This is a genomic window from Shewanella sp. 0m-8 (assembly GCF_052977265.1).
Genome location: NZ_JBRIMB010000007.1, coordinates 74,281 through 91,967 on the forward strand (window position 1 = coordinate 74,281; position 17,687 = coordinate 91,967).

General features: G+C 43.4%; 19 protein-coding genes. 8 read left to right on the top strand and 11 right to left on the bottom strand.

Translation table 11 applies throughout. From position 1 onward, the window contains the following. The first annotated feature begins 1 nt into the window (after position 1). Together arsJ and ACVBIO_RS05160 are read left to right on the top strand one after the other, a co-directional pair. Complete coding sequence (arsJ, locus tag ACVBIO_RS05155) at positions 2–1,219, top strand: organoarsenical effux MFS transporter ArsJ (RefSeq protein WP_447159746.1); 1,218 nt, start codon at positions 2–4, stop codon at positions 1,217–1,219. Positions 1,220–1,521: 302 nt separating this feature from the next. Continuing rightward, on the top strand, positions 1,522–2,901 hold the full coding sequence (locus tag ACVBIO_RS05160; RefSeq protein ID WP_447159745.1) for an alanine/glycine:cation symporter family protein: 1,380 nt from the start codon (positions 1,522–1,524) through the stop codon (positions 2,899–2,901). Between the two features lie 78 nt (positions 2,902–2,979). Here ACVBIO_RS05160 and ACVBIO_RS05165 read toward each other — a convergent pair whose 3' ends face one another. The 5 genes from ACVBIO_RS05165 to ACVBIO_RS05185 all read right to left on the bottom strand — a co-directional run bounded on the left by ACVBIO_RS05165 (position 2,980) and on the right by ACVBIO_RS05185 (position 6,143). After that, complete coding sequence (locus ACVBIO_RS05165; protein ID WP_447159744.1) at positions 2,980–3,159, bottom strand: PA3496 family putative envelope integrity protein; 180 nt, start codon at positions 3,157–3,159, stop codon at positions 2,980–2,982. Between the two features lie 330 nt (positions 3,160–3,489). Further along, positions 3,490–4,182, bottom strand: a complete 693-nt coding sequence (locus ACVBIO_RS05170; protein ID WP_447159743.1) for a TorF family putative porin — start codon at positions 4,180–4,182, stop codon at positions 3,490–3,492. A gap of 241 nt (positions 4,183–4,423) precedes the next feature. After that, positions 4,424–4,696, bottom strand: coding sequence for an HU family DNA-binding protein (locus ACVBIO_RS05175; protein WP_447159742.1), 273 nt, complete (start codon positions 4,694–4,696; stop codon positions 4,424–4,426). Positions 4,697–4,832: 136 nt separating this feature from the next. Next, positions 4,833–5,630, bottom strand: coding sequence for a response regulator (locus tag ACVBIO_RS05180; RefSeq protein ID WP_447159741.1), 798 nt, complete (start codon positions 5,628–5,630; stop codon positions 4,833–4,835). Positions 5,631–5,750: 120 nt separating this feature from the next. Further along, on the bottom strand, positions 5,751–6,143 hold the full coding sequence (locus tag ACVBIO_RS05185) for a hypothetical protein (protein WP_447159740.1): 393 nt from the start codon (positions 6,141–6,143) through the stop codon (positions 5,751–5,753). Positions 6,144–6,321: 178 nt separating this feature from the next. Here ACVBIO_RS05185 and ACVBIO_RS05190 point away from each other — a divergent pair, with 178 nt between their 5' ends. After that, positions 6,322–6,831 (top strand): DUF4240 domain-containing protein, encoded by a 510-nt coding sequence (locus ACVBIO_RS05190; RefSeq protein WP_447159739.1) that lies wholly within the window; start codon positions 6,322–6,324, stop codon positions 6,829–6,831. An 82-nt stretch (positions 6,832–6,913) separates the two neighbouring features. On the opposite strand, the gene ACVBIO_RS05195 is transcribed toward ACVBIO_RS05190, so the two are convergent. Beyond that, positions 6,914–7,222, bottom strand: coding sequence for a hypothetical protein (locus ACVBIO_RS05195; protein WP_447159738.1), 309 nt, complete (start codon positions 7,220–7,222; stop codon positions 6,914–6,916). Positions 7,223–7,624: 402 nt separating this feature from the next. After that, positions 7,625–7,927: a hypothetical protein gene (locus ACVBIO_RS05200; protein WP_447159737.1), complete on the bottom strand. Its 303-nt coding sequence runs from the start codon at positions 7,925–7,927 to the stop codon at positions 7,625–7,627. Positions 7,928–8,218: 291 nt separating this feature from the next. On the opposite strand from ACVBIO_RS05200, the gene ACVBIO_RS05205 reads away from it, so the two are divergent. Beyond that, on the top strand, positions 8,219–8,743 hold the full coding sequence (locus ACVBIO_RS05205; protein WP_447159736.1) for a DUF3016 domain-containing protein: 525 nt from the start codon (positions 8,219–8,221) through the stop codon (positions 8,741–8,743). Positions 8,744–8,814: 71 nt separating this feature from the next. Here ACVBIO_RS05205 and ACVBIO_RS05210 read toward each other — a convergent pair whose 3' ends face one another. Both ACVBIO_RS05210 and ACVBIO_RS05215 read right to left on the bottom strand, forming a co-directional pair. Beyond that, entirely contained in the window at positions 8,815–10,557 is a 1,743-nt protein-coding gene (locus ACVBIO_RS05210) for an EAL domain-containing protein (RefSeq protein WP_447172132.1), read from the bottom strand. Positions 10,558–10,709: 152 nt separating this feature from the next. Beyond that, positions 10,710–11,021 (bottom strand): prephenate dehydrogenase, encoded by a 312-nt coding sequence (locus ACVBIO_RS05215; protein WP_447159734.1) that lies wholly within the window; start codon positions 11,019–11,021, stop codon positions 10,710–10,712. Between the two features lie 45 nt (positions 11,022–11,066). Between ACVBIO_RS05215 and ACVBIO_RS05220 the strand changes: the two genes are divergently transcribed. The 3 genes from ACVBIO_RS05220 to ACVBIO_RS05230 all read left to right on the top strand — a co-directional run bounded on the left by ACVBIO_RS05220 (position 11,067) and on the right by ACVBIO_RS05230 (position 14,897). Beyond that, a complete protein-coding gene (locus tag ACVBIO_RS05220) occupies positions 11,067–11,951 on the top strand; it encodes a TraB/GumN family protein (RefSeq protein ID WP_447159733.1) in 885 nt (294 codons plus the stop codon). Between the two features lie 107 nt (positions 11,952–12,058). Continuing rightward, positions 12,059–12,925, top strand: a complete 867-nt coding sequence (locus ACVBIO_RS05225) for a MaoC family dehydratase (protein ID WP_447159813.1) — start codon at positions 12,059–12,061, stop codon at positions 12,923–12,925. A 259-nt stretch (positions 12,926–13,184) separates the two neighbouring features. Then, positions 13,185–14,897: a formate--tetrahydrofolate ligase gene (locus tag ACVBIO_RS05230; protein WP_447172133.1), complete on the top strand. Its 1,713-nt coding sequence runs from the start codon at positions 13,185–13,187 to the stop codon at positions 14,895–14,897. Positions 14,898–14,968: 71 nt separating this feature from the next. On the opposite strand, the gene ACVBIO_RS05235 is transcribed toward ACVBIO_RS05230, so the two are convergent. Next, positions 14,969–16,585 (bottom strand): mechanosensitive ion channel family protein, encoded by a 1,617-nt coding sequence (locus tag ACVBIO_RS05235; protein ID WP_447172134.1) that lies wholly within the window; start codon positions 16,583–16,585, stop codon positions 14,969–14,971. A gap of 245 nt (positions 16,586–16,830) precedes the next feature. Here ACVBIO_RS05235 and ACVBIO_RS05240 point away from each other — a divergent pair, with 245 nt between their 5' ends. Then, positions 16,831–17,100, top strand: coding sequence for a hypothetical protein (locus tag ACVBIO_RS05240; RefSeq protein WP_447172135.1), 270 nt, complete (start codon positions 16,831–16,833; stop codon positions 17,098–17,100). A 230-nt stretch (positions 17,101–17,330) separates the two neighbouring features. Here the strand turns inward: ACVBIO_RS05240 and ACVBIO_RS05245 are convergent, their stop codons facing one another. Further along, positions 17,331–17,456: a hypothetical protein gene (locus tag ACVBIO_RS05245; protein WP_447159729.1), complete on the bottom strand. Its 126-nt coding sequence runs from the start codon at positions 17,454–17,456 to the stop codon at positions 17,331–17,333. Positions 17,457–17,687: the final 231 nt, after the last annotated feature.

Sequence of the window (17,687 nt, forward strand, 5' to 3'; positions counted from 1 at the left end):
CGTGTTAGCTAAATATCGTTCTTTGCCAGATAGCATTAAGCAATATCTATTGGTCACCGGTAACTACTGGGCATTTACCCTTACCGATGGTGCCTTGCGTATGTTGGTGGTGCTGCACTTTTATGACCTAGGTTACACGCCGTTGGCGATTGCTATGCTGTTCCTGTTTTATGAAATCTTTGGTGTGATCACTAACCTTGTCGGCGGCTGGCTAGGGGCGAGGCTTGGGCTGAATCGCACCATGAATATCGGTTTAGGTTTGCAAATTGTCGCGCTAGGTATGTTATTGCTGCCAGCAGCGATGCTCACAGTGCCTTGGGTGATGGCGGCGCAGGCGCTGTCAGGGATCGCTAAAGATCTGAATAAGATGAGTGCTAAGAGTGCGATAAAAACCTTAGTGCCCAAAGATGCTGAAGATAAGCTTTATCGTTGGGTGGCGATGCTGACAGGCTCTAAGAATGCCCTGAAAGGGGCTGGCTTTTTTCTTGGCGGGCTATTGTTATCGCTTACCGGTTTTACGGGGGCGATAGCCATTATGGCAGCGGCTCTTTGTGTCGTTTGGCTTGGCAGTATAGTTAGATTGAAAGCTGATTTAGGCAAAGCGAAATCTAAGCCTAAATTTACCCAGATATTTTCTAAGAGCGAGAGCGTTAATATTCTTTCCGCCGCGCGGCTGTTTCTGTTCGCCGCTAGAGACGTGTGGTTTGTGATTGCATTACCTGTGTTTCTTGCCAGCCAACTGGGTTGGGAGCACAGTAGCGTTGGTGCTTTTCTTGCGCTGTGGGTTATTGGCTATGGCATGGTTCAATCTATTGCGCCATCTTTAACGGCAAGAAAGGCGACGCCAGATGGACAGGTTGCCACGCGTTGGGCGGGGTTACTAACCTTAGTCACCTTGGTGCTCGCGGTGCTGCTCTTTACTGACTGGGTAGCCCCTCAAATCGCGCTTATTGCTGGCTTAATGGTGTTTGGTGGCGTCTTTGCCATCAACTCTTCACTGCACAGTTACTTGATTGTGAGCTATGCAAGCGATGATGGTGTATCGCTTGATATTGGCTTTTATTATATGGCTAATGCGCTTGGAAGGTTACTGGGCACGATTCTATCGGGTTGGGTGTATCAAGAGGCTGGGTTGTCTGCTTGCTTGTTTATTTCGGCGGCCATGCTGTTTGTGACCTTTGTTATTTCCTTTAAATTACCTCGAATACAGCTTAGATAAAGGCCTTCCTACAGCTAGTAATGACCACAATCGATTATTGTCGTAGCGCCGTTGTGCGCTACGGCAAACCTCGTTAGTTTATTTTTCAGTCTTTCCAAAGGTTAACAATTCGTTGTACTCTGTTTGAAAGTTTGAGTGTTTTTATCTTTTGGGTGTGAGCGTTCGCTTTATTAGGACCTTTTGATCTTGCTAATCTAATTCAAGATAAAAAATGACAGATCAAAAAGCCCTAAATACATGATTTTAAATATAAGTATAAATATAAATAATAACGATAAATTCTCTGTATCGACGAGGTTTGAATGGAAGCTATTACTGATTTTGTAGGCATGGTCAACGGCGTGGTCTGGGGGACACCAATGTTGGTTATGATTCTGGGAGTGGGCTTGTTCTTAACGGTGGGTTTGCGCTTGATGCCTATCCTAAAATTAGGCACAGGTTTTAAATTATTGTGGTCGGGTCGCATCCCTGACAAAGATAAAAACATGAAGGGGGAAATTAGCCCTTTTAATGCCTTAATGACCTCTCTGTCGGCCACCATAGGTACAGGTAATATTGCAGGTGTTGCCACCGCGATTTTTATTGGTGGACCCGGTGCACTATTTTGGATGTGGTGTACGGCGTTGGTCGGTATGGCAACAAAGTTTGCCGAAGCTGTATTAGCGGTTAAATACCGTGAAGTGGATGACAATGGTAACCACGTTGGTGGCCCAATGTACTACATTAAAAATGGTCTAGGTTCGAAGTGGGCCTGGTTAGGTACTGCTTTTGCACTGTTTGGCTCGCTAGCAGGTTTTGGTATTGGTAATACTGTGCAGGCTAATTCAGTTGCCGATGCGCTTAGCAGTAACTTTGGTGTGCCTAATTGGGTTACCGGCGTTGTGCTTATGGTATTGGTTGGTGCGGTGTTAATGGGTGGCATTAAGCGCATTGCTGATGTTGCAGGCAAATTAGTACCAATGATGACAGTATTTTATATTGCCGCAGGTATTGCTGTATTGGTGGTCTATGCCGCAGAGATCCCAGCAGCCATTGAGTTGATTTTATACAGCGCATTTAACCCCGTGGCGGCTCAAGGCGGCTTTGCCGGCGCAGCAGTTTGGGCCGCGATTCGCTTTGGTGTTGCTCGTGGTGTGTTCTCCAATGAGGCTGGTCTAGGTAGTGCGCCTATCGCGCATGCGGCGGCGCAAACTAATAATCCAGTTGCTCAAGGTTTAGTGGCGATGCTAGGTACATTTATTGATACCTTGATTGTCTGTAGCATTACGGGTTTGGCCATTATCGTATCGGGCGCTTGGACCTCAGGTGAAAACGGCGCGGCGTTGACCTCGTTTGCCTTTTCTCATGCATTCCCGCTTGGAAACTATGTGGTGGCGATTGCACTAACGGTATTTGCATTTACGACCATCTTAGGTTGGAGCTTTTACTGTGAGAAGTGTGTGCAGTTCCTATTTGGTGTGAAAGCGATTAAGCCATTTAGAATTGTTTGGACCTTAGTAGTGCCATTAGGTGCGGTGAGTTCACTGGAGTTTATCTGGCTACTTGCTGATACGCTCAACGCTATGATGGCGATCCCTAACTTGATTGCCTTAGCACTGCTAAGCCCTGTGGTATTTGCGTTAACTAGAGAGTATTTTCTGAAGAAGCGTGAGACTGATTTGGAATCACAAAAAGCGAAATAGTCGCTCATTGAGCGCTTAAAAACTAAAAAAGCTCCTGGATAATATCTCAGGAGCTTTTTTTATCACATGATTTTAAGCCTATGCCCAAAAGTCATCTTCACTTAAATCACGTTTTAATTGCGCTCTTTCAAGGTAGGCTTCGAGGCGTTTTTTTACCTCTTTTTTGTGCGCTAACTCGTCAGCGGCTTGCTGATTTTTAGGCGTTGTATACGCCTCCATCTCTACATCGTTGGGCACAAAATCAATAGTCTGAGCCATCACGAATTCCTCTTAGCTAGGTATCCATTGTTCCGAATCGCTTGCATAGCGTTAAAAGGGAATACTCTCGATACCATCGGGTTAATAACTAAACAATGTCTGCACTCATTGGCTTACTTGATTAAATCTATTAGTAAGTGCTTAATTTGGAATTTAGCAGGGTGTGATTTAAAAATATGCGATCCATGTAACAAAATTACATTTATAGTTGTTTTTTTATTATTTTGAATGGTTTTTAGCTACTTAATGAAATTAAGCAACACTTGTGGGGTTACGCATTATTGGCCATTTACTCTTAATTAATGAGTAAATGGCCTTTATTGCAGTGAGTTATAGAGCAAAACTGTAGCTGTAACCGAGTAAAACCTTGGCGTCGTCATTTTTAAGATCTGTGTCACTGACAGTAAAAGAGACACTGCCCAAATCGGTATCTTTACTCAGCGCAATGGAATAGTCGGCATAGTTGTTAGTGTCAAACCAAGCGGTGACGACATCGCCTGTAGAGTAGCCATAATGAGCGGAGATCGATAGCGTATCTGATAGTGGATAAGTCAGGGTCGTTTGAATGTAACCCATGTCGGTATTATCAAGATCTGCGGCGGTTACATCGTTGCCAGCATTGACTAAGTGAGAGTAACTCACGGCTATCCATCTCCAGCTCACCGCTGCGGTTATTTCGCCTAAGTCTATACTGGCATCGGCATCAGGATAAGCGTAATAGAGGTAGCTTAAGTCATACTCAAATTCATCGCCGATGGTCCCCGCAAAGCCTGCATAAAAATCAACTTCATAGCTCGTCTCATCGCCAAAATCGACATTCGATGCCCAAGTACCTGCATAGAAGCCTGAATCGTGGCTGTAATCGATTCCACCTTGCACGGCTACAGCATCATCTGTTTGTGTTACACCGCGCCATAGGTAGTTGGAAGTGGCGCCTATATTGGCCTCCACCGCGGCATGTGCAGTGGTGCTCAGTAGTGATGTAAGAAGGATTGCGGTGCTGTTAATTAGTAACTTGTTCATTCTATTCCCCTTTGCAGAAACATTATTGTGTTTTTTATGCTCACAATTTATTTAGCAAAGTCTAAGCCAAAGTTTTTAGTCATTTAAAACAGTTGGTTAAATATGTTGGTTCCGATGCTGATAGTCAGATTGAATCAAACTGGGGCAGGTAGCACCGTGATAGGGCAGAGGAGGGAGCAATGATACAGGCATAAAAAAACCTCCGTAAGGAGGTTTAGTTATCAACTGCGGAAACAGTGATTTAGTTAACGCTATCTTTAAGCGTCTTACCAGCTTTGAACTTCGGAACTGTAGCTGCTGGGATTTGGATCTCTTTACCTGTCTGTGGGTTACGGCCAGTACGCGCTGCGCGTTCTGTCGTTTCAAAAGAGCCAAAACCAACGATAGAGATTTTCTCTCCATTCTTCATTGCTTCTGCAACAGTTTCTTCAAAAGATTTTAAGGCGCGAGCGGCTTCAGCTTTAGTTAGTTCTGCAGATTCAGCCATTTTTGCAACAAGTTCAGTCTTATTCATTTGAATAGTCTCTTCTTTCCGTAGATTTATTTGTTAGTAGCGTTATGTAACATGCCACAAGCATTTGCATTTGAAAAGCGCTTTAACCCCATGAAATAAGCATTAAAGTCAAAAATAGGGGCAATTTCTCAGTTTTTTACTCTTCAAGCAGCTGATAAAGGATCTGTTTGACGACATTGGGCTCAAAAGGTTTGTCGCAAAGCGCATTCACTCCGGCTTGAGACACGTTACTTAAATGAGTTTCATTCGCTTCAGATGACACCATTAAAATCGGAATATGGGATTGTTGGCTGTCGTTACGAATAAACTGAGTCAGGGCTAAACCATCTACGCTGGGCATGTTGTAATCGGTAATCACCAAATCAAACATCTGCTGTTGCATCAGCTCAATAGCTTCTTGGCCATCTTGGGCCTCAGTGATCATCCTTAAGCCGAGATTGGTAATAGTACGCTTAATAATATTACGGGCCATTTTACTGTCATCGACCACTAACACTCGCAGATCTTGTACATCAAAATGAGTTAAATCTAATTCATCATGAGTTAGTAGATCGATGGTGGCATTGAGCGCCTTACCTAAATGCTCGCTAGAAAAAGGTTTAGGCAATATCGCAACGACCCCCGATTGACGATAGTGTTCTAACTGCTCGCGTCGACACTCACTTGAAACCAACATAAATTGGATTTCGTTAAAGTGAACCGATGCTTTAAGTTGCTGCAGTAATTCTAAAGCGGTTCCGTCTTCAAAGTGCATGGCACTGGCGACAAGATCTGGCTGGTGACGGTTGATAATATGCAGAGCTTCAGCAAGCGTGGTGGCTGTTTGTATGTTGCTAACACCTTCTTGCATTAAGCGCTGGCTGATAATTTTTCTTTGGGTATCTGAAGGCTCAACCAGCAAGATTGATAGTTCGCTGGGCTGTAAATGACTCATAAATTTATTACCGATCTTATTGCTATTATGGCGTTAACGTACGTTAAGCATTGTTGCTTATCAAGTAAGTAACAGGCTGTGTGCTTGGCTTAGTCTGAGATCTTGTTCGTCATTGCGCTGTTAACTCACAAGGTTGGGCTTTAAGTATTGTCGTGTCTTTGCACTAAAAGCGACCCAGTATTGGAATGTCATAGCGATGATTGCAGCAATGACGATGCCAATAATAGGAATATTCTGGCCGTTATATACGACTTTTACATCCTCAGGGGTAATTTGGTAGGCGATAACGGCAGCGGTTGCTAATGCAAGTAAGGCAACGGTTTGAATGGCTAGGTAGATTTTAAGTACCACACCGGCCCAAAATTGGCGCATGATTAAGCCATAAAGCACAGGAAATACACCTAAAGTTAATAGATCGAAGGCTTGGGTGGTAAAGGTTCGCCAGAGCGCGGCAACTGCGAGTAGAGCGTAGAAAAACATTAAAATGGCTAATAATGGGTGAGGTTTGGTCATGGGATATTTCAAGCCGTTATATTTTTATAGGTTTGTTGCTCGAAGTTTAAGAAAAACCGCTGTCCGCGTCTACAGCGCGTTGTTAATTGGCCAAGTCGATGAATGATATTGTTTAGCTAAGATGGCGAGTAATGCGATAGAATAGCGACTATCACAGCGTACAATTTTAGAGAATCCGATGACAGAGTCTGAGTTTTGGGAATTAGTCACCCGAACATCACCACAACAAGAGCAAACTGAACTTGCAGAAGCGCTTAAGCAAAAGCTGAGCCCGTTAACGAATGAAGAGTTGCGTGACTTTGACAAGATATTTGGTCAACAGATGCGTCGTTCATACTCTTGGTCAGTGTGGGGCGCGGCTTATATTATTACCGGCTGTGATTCTGAGTATGCCTTTGCTGAGTTTCGTTGCTTCTTAATTTCATTAGGTAAAGACTGGTACGACAAAGTGATTGAGTCGCCTGATGCGTTAGGCTCTCTAACGCTTTGGCCTGAAAAAGATGGCTCTGCCTATCCTTTCCTCGATGAATACGATCTTATTGCTGGCCAGCTTTATGAAGATCGTAGCGATGACGAGCTACCTTATGTGCCATCGGGCCAGGCTAACCCAGCAGGTAAGAAATTTTCTCATAAGAAAAAACAGCTTAAGGCTGCTTATCCACTATTGAGTGCCGCATTTCCTTTCTAAAGCAATCTCGTCGGCGCTAACAGCAATAAAAACGAGGCATGGCCTCGTTTTTATTGGGGATTCAATCTAATACCGATTGCTATTACTCGTAGCAAACTTCAGTTTCACTGTCGAAGTCTAGTCCGTAAGCTGTGCAAGTTAACTCCATAAACTCCTGTTCAGACTCCTGCACCTGCTCATCAAACTCAGATTGTAACTTAGACTCTAATGCTTGATCTGACTTAGCTTGATGTTGGTCTAAGATTTCATAGTGGCCTGCGATCGCTGCTTTCTCTTTGGCAGTAAACTCCTCTGCGCTGGCTTGGCCGATGAAGCTGAAAGAGATCAATATTGCAGCGATAAATGCCATGCGGCCAGAAAACGGAATGTTGGTAATATTCGAATAGTTCATAGTGACTCCAAACAATTAAATAGATGACCCAATTTAGGAACCGTTTGCTCTTAGCTGCACATTTGCTCTTATTAGCATTAGTGGCAAGCTTGCGAGTATTCCTCTGTGGTGCGTGTTAACTTGATACGTATGTTAGCGAATGCAACATGTACACAGGCTGAACAAAAAACGAACTACCGGCTTTTACATGTTAAGTTGCTAATCTAGGTGCTAATTCAGGTGCGAGTTAAGGCCTGGAGGTTGTTTTGCTGAAGGGGAGGTGTGTCAGACGGCTAATGATAGTGGTCTTAGTGATCCTAGTGATCTTATTGAGAAGCAAGTCTTAGTGAACTTATTGAAGAACAAGGTTTAAAAGTCTTCGATAATAAGGATTACCTTTTATTCATTCGTCAGGATTACATACTATTCATTTGTCATCGTTTCACAATGAAAGCCTTGACGCATTGAATCAAAACGACAGTTTAAGCCGCACTCCCAGGCTACACCGCCCAGTTTATCAGATGCTTGCTGAGCGTATGCTTTACAGCTTGGATAGCTGTCAAAGTCATCTTTCTTGTCATATTTACCAGAGTTGTATCCATTTTTATAGATAAAAGCTGACCATGTTTCAGACTCTGATGTCTCGGATTGGTTGATACTAAAAATGGCTGCAGCTAGGCCGGCAAATAATATTATGACAAACAAAATTGGAGTGAACTTCTGCATGGACTCGTTTCCAATAACTGGTTGGTAGTAATTGCACTGTAATAGCTTAATACTTAGTCTTTGTAGCTTAGTCTTTGTAGCTTATGAGCTGTGCCAAACAAAGCAAATCATAAGCTGATAAATGATGCTTTAATAGGGGAACACTGCAATTAACGCAACAAAGTGGCTTATCGCATTGTCTACTAATATTATCGTGGTAACGGTAAAGTGCAGAATTAAGCTTAGGTACAGGTGCTACATTGTATAGTTTACTTATTAATCATCCAGTCACGCTCGACTGTGGAGGCACATATGAAGGTTAAACATATACTGATCGCGGGGATACTTGCATCTAGCTCTGCTTGGGCCGCAGATGAAGCGATTGAAAACCCTATAACTGAAGATGGTGTTGTCAAAATTGAGTGGCAAGATCCCAACAGCTTTAGAGACATAAGATCGAGCGGAGAAATTCAATCTCGTTTTGAAAAACGCACCTTCGAACAACTGACTAAAAGCTTAAACAAGGAAGCGGTGAAGGTTCTCAAGCCTGAACAGAAACTAGAGATGGTTGTTACCGATCTCGATTTAGCTGGTGACGTTAGGCCCACATTTGGCGCGACTACTCACGACCTTCGGGTGGTAAAAAATATCTATCCACCACGTATTACCTTCAGCTACAAAATTCTACAAGATGATAAAGTGATTATGGCGGGTGACGAGAAGCTAACAGATATGAACTTTATGTATTCGGTTAATGCTAGGAATGACAAGCCCTATCGCTACGAAAACACAATGTTAGCCTCCTGGCTTAAAAAAACGGTAAAGCCTAACCTTTAACGCGTTTTATTATTAAAATATTAAATTTCAATTGGTTAAGCAGTTTTGCGGCTAAGTGTGAACGGCCAGTATTACGAACTCATTGCCGCTTCTTGTGTAAATAGGCTAAGTGAGCTTTCAGCTTGCTTCGCCTGTTTTTTTGCTTGAGCGCTGTAAAGAGACAGTTGATGCTCATTGCAGCCAAAGGTGATTGAGGGGGGAAGTATACCCGCCGTGAGTGAGATCAGCCCATGATAGCACTGAACACCATTTCTATCTTCAGCCAGCATCTGCTTATCTTGCCAATGTCGCTTTGAATAAAAAGAAGATTTTACGGTATCGAACTCGTCAATAATTTCTTTAGCCTGACGCTCTATATCAACACAAGTGCTGATTATCACAAAGTCATCGCCCCCTATGTGGCCGATAAAGTTACTGCTTGTTTGCTGGCATAAAAGTAACCGAGAAACCTCCATAATCACTTCATCACCACGACAAAAGCCATAGATATCGTTGTAAGGTTTAAAGTGAGACAGGTCAAAGTAGGCGAGATAAAAACGTTTTTTTTGTAGTCGTAGTCTTCGCAGCTCTTCTTGGATCGGAATATTGCCAGGTAACCCGGTTAGTGGGTTCGCATGCCTTGCGATTGCAATTTTTTGCTCAGTGATTTTAGCTAACAGCTCTTTGGTATGGCCGATACCTAAGAGCTTACCTTGCTTGAGAATAATAAATTGCTGGACCACTAAATCGGTCGACTCCATAGTCAGCCGTTGGCTGACTTGAGAAATGGGCATTTCGGCTTCAATACTAATGAGCTCGGTTGTGAGCACTTCATCTACAGCTCTATGTTCGTGCAATGCCCGTCCGTAAGGAGTGCTGAACAGCTCGATTACCTGACTTCTTTGTACCATGCCAATCACTTGTTCGCCGCGCATCACAACGATGGCTTGTAGGTTTGAGTGCTGGTTAAATGTCTCACCAATTAGCTTGAGTTTGTTATCGAACTGGCAGGTTATAGCCTTGCTAGACAGGCTTTCTGCCGATTCAGCAAAACGCACTCTGGGGATTACGGGTTCGATAGAGGGGCTAAATGGAATATGGCGGTTGGGGGTTGGTTCTGGTCGGCCGAGTAAAAATCCCTGACAATAAACAATCCCTAGCTGCTTTAGCACAGCTAACTCTGATTGGGTTTCTATCCCCTCGGCTATCACCTTACAACTAAGATTTTGACAAAGGGAGATGATGGAGCGAACAAACTCCTGTTTTACTGATGAGGTGTCTATCGACTCAATAAAATGCCGATCAATTTTTACATAATCTGGAGCCAGTTCGGACCATAGCCTTAAACCTGAATAGCCTGCTCCTAGATCATCAATCGCAGTCAGAAACCCCTGGCTTCGATAGTGGTTTAAGCAGGACTTTAACAGATCGATATCATCGGCAGGATACTGCTCTGAAAGCTCTATCACCACCTGGGATGGGTGTAAGCCTAATTCCTGTACTAGGCTCAGAGTGAGGCCTTTAGCGTGGTTAGGCTCTAAAAGTGCTTTAGGAGAAATATTTAAAAATAGTTTGCCGGGAAGTTGAGTATGTTTAAATTGTTGAATGGAAATTCGTCGGCATAAACTTTCGAGTTCTGAGAGACGTCCTTCATAGGCAGCGGTCTTAAATAATGGAACCGGTGAAAATAGTGGACTATGCTCAGGTCCTCGGCTTAAGGCTTCAAAGCCGTGAATTTGGTGAGTCGTTATATTGCATATGGGCTGAAAGACCGCTTTAATTTTTTCATTATCGATGATCTTTGATAGTTCATGTTGTAGATCAATTGCAGACATCTTTCCCAGCCAAATATGGATTATAAGAAAGAGTCTATGACATAGGTATTACATTGATATGACAGGTCGTTGGGGCGGAGTAGTAGAGGCTGTTTTTAAGCTAAATCAAGCACTAAAAAACACCCTCTCCTAATAACAAGCGGGCAGATAAACTATTTTGCGTTTGATTTAAACGCCAGCATGGTTTGCAGTAGCAAGCCAAGTTTTGGGATATAGCTTTCTAACGCCTTTGCAAGCGTCTCTGGCTCTTGAATAAACCCTTCCATATCGGCAGCAAGTTCTTGCACATATGGCGTGAAACGGTTGCTTGTGGTTGTAAATCCTTCTGATTCACTAAAGATGGCATCAAACTTTACGTGACCGGATTTTTTCAGTTCGTCCAGTCTAGCATCTGCATCAATGGCTTGGCGGTAGGCGGTTTGCAAACTGGCTTTTAGTTGCTCGATAACCTGTGTGTGTGGCATAACAGCCTCTCAATTTTAAATTTTGCTGAATTATAAGGGGCAAGCATGATAGCAACAAGTGTCGCTAGACGTTTATTCTCACTACTGGGGCTTAGTCTGTTATTTGTGTCAGTAACAATTCAAGCTGCACCGGATGATAAACCGCCGTTTTATCAAATATCTTATCAAGGTAAAACCGCTTATCTTCTAGGCTCTATCCATATTGGCCAGCAGAGCTTTTTCCCACTAGCAAAGCAAGTTGAGCAGGCGTTTCAAAAGTCGGCGGCGCTAGTTGTCGAGGCCGATGTGAGAGATGCGAATGTGCCAGCATTGTTGGCTAAATATGGCTCTGAGAAAATACCGATAGATGCACAGACCGAGAAGGTATTGACTCAGTATTGCCAAGATAAGCAGCAATTTTGTACCGCGATTGAAAACTATGCCCCCTGGTTACAGTCTATGCAGCTTAGTATTGGGCGTTATACCGCACTTGGCTATAGCGGTCTTTATGGCGTGGATTCGGTGTTAGTGAGTCAGGCTGGAAATCGACCCGTCTATGAGTTAGAAAGTACGGAGTTTCAATTTGAACTGCTATCCTCTTTTGACGCTGATACGCAGTGGAATATGGTCAGAGAGGCTATTGAAGCTCCCGATTCTGATATGCTCAAATTAATTTCAGCGTGGCGTAGCGGCGATGAAACAGAGCTTGCCGATCTCATGGAAGGTGAGATGCTGCGTGACGGTGAAACGCAAATGGTTGAGAAGATGCTCTGGGATCGCAATAAAACTATGGCTCAGGGAATTGTTGACTTGATGCAATCGCCCAATACATTACAGCCACTATTTGTCATCGTCGGTGCCGGACATTTAGTAGGACAAAAAAGTGTTCAATCTTACTTGCTCCCTTTGGGTGTTAAGGCTAAAAACTGTTGGCAACAAACCTGTAGCTAAGGTGTATCGAATCCGGTCGGTTAGGGCGATTATCGGGTTTGGGAGTTTTGATGTATAATAAGCCGCTTGTTTTGGCTCACTGTGTTACTGCAAAAGGTTCTATCGGTTTGAATAAAGAATACTGTATCGATTTAAAGGCGTTGCCTTCGCTATTCACCCTTTATCGCAAAATATTTTTTGGACGCAAGCCCGGTTGGGACCAGCAGCCATTGCCGATGGTCAAGGTGACGAGCCCGAATGTATCGATTTCGCCAGATAAAGTAGTCCAATATGCGAAAGTATGTGGCTTTGATTTTGACGGTAAAACGCTACCGCCGACCTATCTGTATGTGATGGCATTTCGATTACATGCGGTGATTTTTACCCATGAAGCGATCACCTTCCCACTGCTTGGCATGATCCATTTAAAAAACAGCATCACTGTGCACCGTAGTGCTCGCGTAGATGAAAAGTTCGAAATTCAATGCGCGTTAACCACGAGTTGTATGACTGACTCAGGCCTTGAGTTCGAGTTAGTTTCTAAAGCGTATGTAGGTAGTGAGCTAGTTTGGGAATCATTGTCGACTTATCTATACCGCATCGAAGGTAAGGCGAAGCGAATTCGTCCACCTAAAGCCAATGATATGACTTGGCAAGAGCCAATAAGCTGGAGCTTAGCCGAAGACTTAGGTCGTCGCTATGCTAAAGCCTCTGGTGACTATAATTTGATCCACTTACATCCCGTGATGTCTAAACGCTTTGGTTTTGATCGTGTATTGGCTCATGGCATGTGGTCAAAAGGGCGCTGTATTGCACAGTTAATGCCTAATATTGGCGATCGCGCCTGCCAGATTGATGTGGCATTTAAGCTACCGTTATTTATGCCAAGCAATGTGAGCTTTTCAGCTGAGGAGCAGGACGATAAAACGGTATTTGAATTGAGAGATCAAAAAGGCCGTCGTCCCCATTTAAGCGGTGAAATCACCTTTTTATAATCGTTTATTGTTGAATAATTAAAGGCGCTGAAAGCGCCTTTTTTGTTGCTAGAATCTAATGCAAACACGGTATTTTTGGCATTATAAAAAAGCCTTATATTGTAAAGTTGAACGTTAAATCGACAAAAAAATGACCAGTTTGTTGACGTAGATTACAAAAAGCTAAAATAACATCGGATTGTTATTTTCTAGCTATCAGAGATCACCTATATTGCAGCGGTAATTACCCTACATAATAATAGATTGTGGAGCCATAAGCATGCAGTCAGATATTGAAATTTCACGCCAACATACCTGTTTACCCATCACCAAGATCGCAAACGATCTCGGACTGAACCCAGATGAGTTTTCCCCTTGTGGCGTTAACAAAGCTAAAGTTTCCTTGTCCGTAGCTAAAAGGTTAGCTGATAAACCCAATGCCAAGTTAGTGATTGTAACAGCCGTTACGCCTACACCTTTTGGGGAAGGTAAAACCGTGACCACAATTGGCCTCACTCAAGCGATGAATCTCAATGGTGTTAAAGCTTGTGCCTGTATTCGTCAGCCGAGCATGGGACCGGTTTTTGGTACTAAAGGTGGCGCTGCAGGTGGCGGTTTTGCACAAGTCGTACCTATGGAAGAATTGAACCTGCACTTGACCGGTGATATCCATGCCGTGAGTAGCGCCCATAACTTAGCTGCGGCAGCAATCGATGCGCGTTTATTCCATGAAACTCGTTTAGGCGCTGCTGACTTTACTAAAGAGTCAGGCTTACCGGCGCTCAATATCGATGCGGATAATATCCTCTGGCGCCGAGTGGTGGATCACAATGAGCGTAGTCTACGACAGATAAAAGTAGGCTATGGCGCGATGAATGGCCCAGTGCATGAGTCTGGATTTGATATTACAGCGGCATCAGAGCTGATGGCTATCTTGGCGTTAAGCCAAGATCTAAAAGATCTTCGACAGCGTATTGGCCGTTTAGTATTAGCACTTAACACTCAAGGTGAGCCGATTACCGCAGAGAACTTAGGTGTTGCTGGTGCAATGACGGTGATTATGATTGATGCGATTGAGCCGACTTTGATGCAAACCTTATCTGGTGATCCTTGCTTTATTCATGCGGGTCCTTTTGCCAATATCGCCCATGGTAACTCTTCGATTACTGCCGATACGATTGCGGCCAAGTTGGCTGATGTTGTCGTCACCGAAGCGGGCTTTGGCTCCGATATGGGCTTTGAAAAGTTCAGTAATATTAAAGTCAGAGAGTCTGGTTATGCACCAAGTGCGTCGGTTGTTGTCGTGACGCTTAAAGCACTTAAGGCTAACAGCGGTATCGAGTCAGATATCGATATCAACCAGCCAGATATGGAGCGACTACAAGCCGGTTTTGCTAATCTAGAATGGCATATCAATAACGTTAGCCAGTATGGCGTGCCAGTTGTGGTGGCGATTAATCGCTTTCCAACGGATACCGACGAGGAACTTGAGTGGCTGAGCCAGCGTATTAAGCAAACTAAGGCTTTTGGTAGCGAGATCAGTGAAGCCTTTGGCAAAGGCGCAGAAGGCGCAAGCAAACTCGCTGATATGGTGTACCGCGCCACACAAACACCGTCAGACTTTAAGCTACTTTATCAAAGTGATACAAGTTTAGAGGCTAAGTTGATGACCTTAGCTGAGGTCGGATACGGCGCATCGAGTGTGACGTTATCGGATAAAGCGAGATCGCAGCTAAACTGGCTAACTAAGCATGACTATGCTGGTTTACCTATCTGCGTGGCTAAAACACCGATGTCGATAAGTCATGACCCTAATATTAAAGGGATCCCAACAGGGTTTGAATTGCCAATCACCGAGCTAAGGCTGAATGCCGGAGCGGGTTTTGTTACGGCATTCGTCGGACAAGTGATGACCATGCCGGGTCTTGGGGTTAAGCCGGGTTACCTTAATGTCGATATTAATGATGCTGGTGAGATCATTGGTCTGGCTTAAGGGCGATTATAAAATGAAAAAAGCCCCGACAACTTAGGTTGTCGGGGCTTTTTTCATTTTATCTTTGTAGCTTATTTTTCTACAGCTGTTTGATAAATATGTACATCGCGCTGCGGAAACGGAATGCTAATACCTTCAGCGTCAAAGCGCATTTTAACGGTACGAGTAATATCCCAGTAAACATCCCAGTAATCTTCTGGCTTAGTCCAAGGACGAACAATAAAGTCGACTGAAGACTCGCCAAGCGTGTGCAGTTTAATCGTAGGCTCTGGATCTTTTAATACTAAAGGATGCGCCATTACGATATCGCGTAACACTTTTTCAGCATGCTCAATATCATCGCCATAACCAATACCAAAAGTCAGATCAACACGGCGTTGATGCTCAACGGTGATGTTGTTGATGGTGTCACCCCAGATCTTATTGTTTGGAACGATAAGTCTTTGGTTATCTAAGGTCTTAATCGTAGTCGATACCAAGCTCATGTGGCTTACACGGCCAGTAACACCACCGGCATTGATCAGATCACCCACATCGAATGGGCGGTAAATCAAAATCATCATCCCAGAAGCGAAGTTTGATAGGGTATCTTGCAGAGCAAAACCGATAATCACACCAGCGATACCGAAACCAGCAAGCAGTGGCGCAAGCTCGAACCCAAGTTGCGATAAGGCAATCAGTAAACCAAGCGCAAATACCACTTTACCGGAAAGAGAGATAAAGAAGTCTTGCAGTAGCATGCTGAATTTAAGCTTTGAGTTGCTGACGGCTTTTTCTACTACACGCTTAACTATTTTGCCGACTAGGCTCGACAGGATAAGGATTAAGCAGAAAATGATCAGTTTAAACATGATCCCCGCACCATTTTCCATGGCTTGAGTTTTTGCAATCGTCATCCATTCAGTTAACAAGTTACTCGCAACATCAAAGTTCAACACGTCTTGAGTGATGTCACCCGATACGCTAAACAGAGTTTGCTTGTAAAGTGCAGTATCTTGGCCTAGATGATCCAATAGGCCAATCGTGGTTGAAAGGCTAGTAGAGCTTTGATCTAGGCGTTCTTTTAACTCAACGACCAAAGACTTTTGCTCTGCGCTAACATCAGCTCCAGCAATTTGCACATCTGCAACGGCTTGGTTTAGGCGTTCTTGGTTGTAGTAAACAAAACTGTTTAAGTCATCGGCACGAGTGATTAACGTCGAGATAAACACTTTCGTTTTTTCATCAACATTAATGCCTACGGCTTTTGCCCAAGTCAGCAGTTCACTTTCTGAACTAAATAACTTGTCTTGCTCGCGCTGGATCTGCATTAGATCGAGCATGATCTCTCGATCACCCTTGCTACCCACTTCACCCATGAGCGTCGCTTTTTGTTTGGCAAAATAAGCTTCAACTGCATCAGTAAAAGCAAGTTGCTTAACAATATAAGGCTTTAGATACGGAAGATCAGGCTCCGTCTTATCCATCTGTTCTTGTAACGTTTCTTGCAACAAGCTGGCATTGCGTCCAATACGATATTCAAGAAATGTCTTAATTTCGCCCTTAGCATGAGGCAGTGCATTTACATCGCTGTCGATTAAGCTTTGGAGTTTATTTAGATTGTTAGTTAATTCAGTATTTTGCGCATTTACTACAAATGAGCAAAAACACAAAACAAGCATCAAAATTTTGGGGAGCATTTTATGCATTTGGTATGTCCGTTAGTTCCCAGGATCTGGTAATAATATTACGCCTTTGGAAAACTGTCGATTTGTTATTGTGATAGTGATAAGCATGATAGCGAATACACGGCTAAATCTGCTAAACTTCGGCACCTTAATATTAGGCGAAAACTGCGCCAATATGCAGCTAAAGAGAGATAAGCTTAGTGATATGCGCCCATTGTTCAAAATCATTTGCGATAGATAAAATTGAAAACCAAAGAGGCAAAGGGTTGAGCACCGAGATCCAATGTCCGTTTTGTCAGGCTTGGTTAGGTAAAAGTGTTGTTTTATCTTGGGTCAAAATCGTTAGCTTTTATGCTGGGGTAGGGCTATTTGTGTGGAGCTATTTTGATAGCGATATTCGCTCGTTTGGTATTCCGCTCGCTATTTTTTCCGTCATGGTGATGTTAGTGACTCATCTAATGGATAATCTGAAAGTCATTGAAGCGCCCGAAGTTGAGCTGGTGGATAATAGCGAGCATCTTAAAAAGTATCGCTAATCCCGCCGTACGAGTTGTGCAAAAGACGTTTTTGATGAGTGACTGCAAAAGGTTTATCGCAGAGATAAACATCGCAGGGATAAACCTGGGCGAGCGCTTGTTAAGACTGTTTACGATAAACGTTTCAACGATATCCTAGATTCTCAACAGAACCGATACACTCCGATGGTATTTGGCCACCAGAGTGTTACTGAGCCGTGACTAAATAAATTGCTTAGTCGATAACTTAGTTAGTCAACAACCTGAACTTGCGCTTCTAACGCAGCTTCTACGTAGTAAATCCCGCCAAGTATTGCGACAAAAAATAGCGTAGTCATGATGATCAATTTTAGGTTTGAGCGAAGAACTTCAAGCATGATAGTTGCGCCTTTTAATGGGTCAAATCTTGTTAAATATCACTATGGATACCATTTCACGCTAGCAATATTAGTTGTTAGAGCTTAAGTCAGTATTAATTAGCATTCAAGCCAATGTGATCTGCCTCACAAACACTTTTTAACGCTTTGCCTGCATCAATACTTGACTTCAACTGTCAGCGCAATAAACTTGGTCACGTTTTAACACATAAGGTTAACACTGTGATTCGA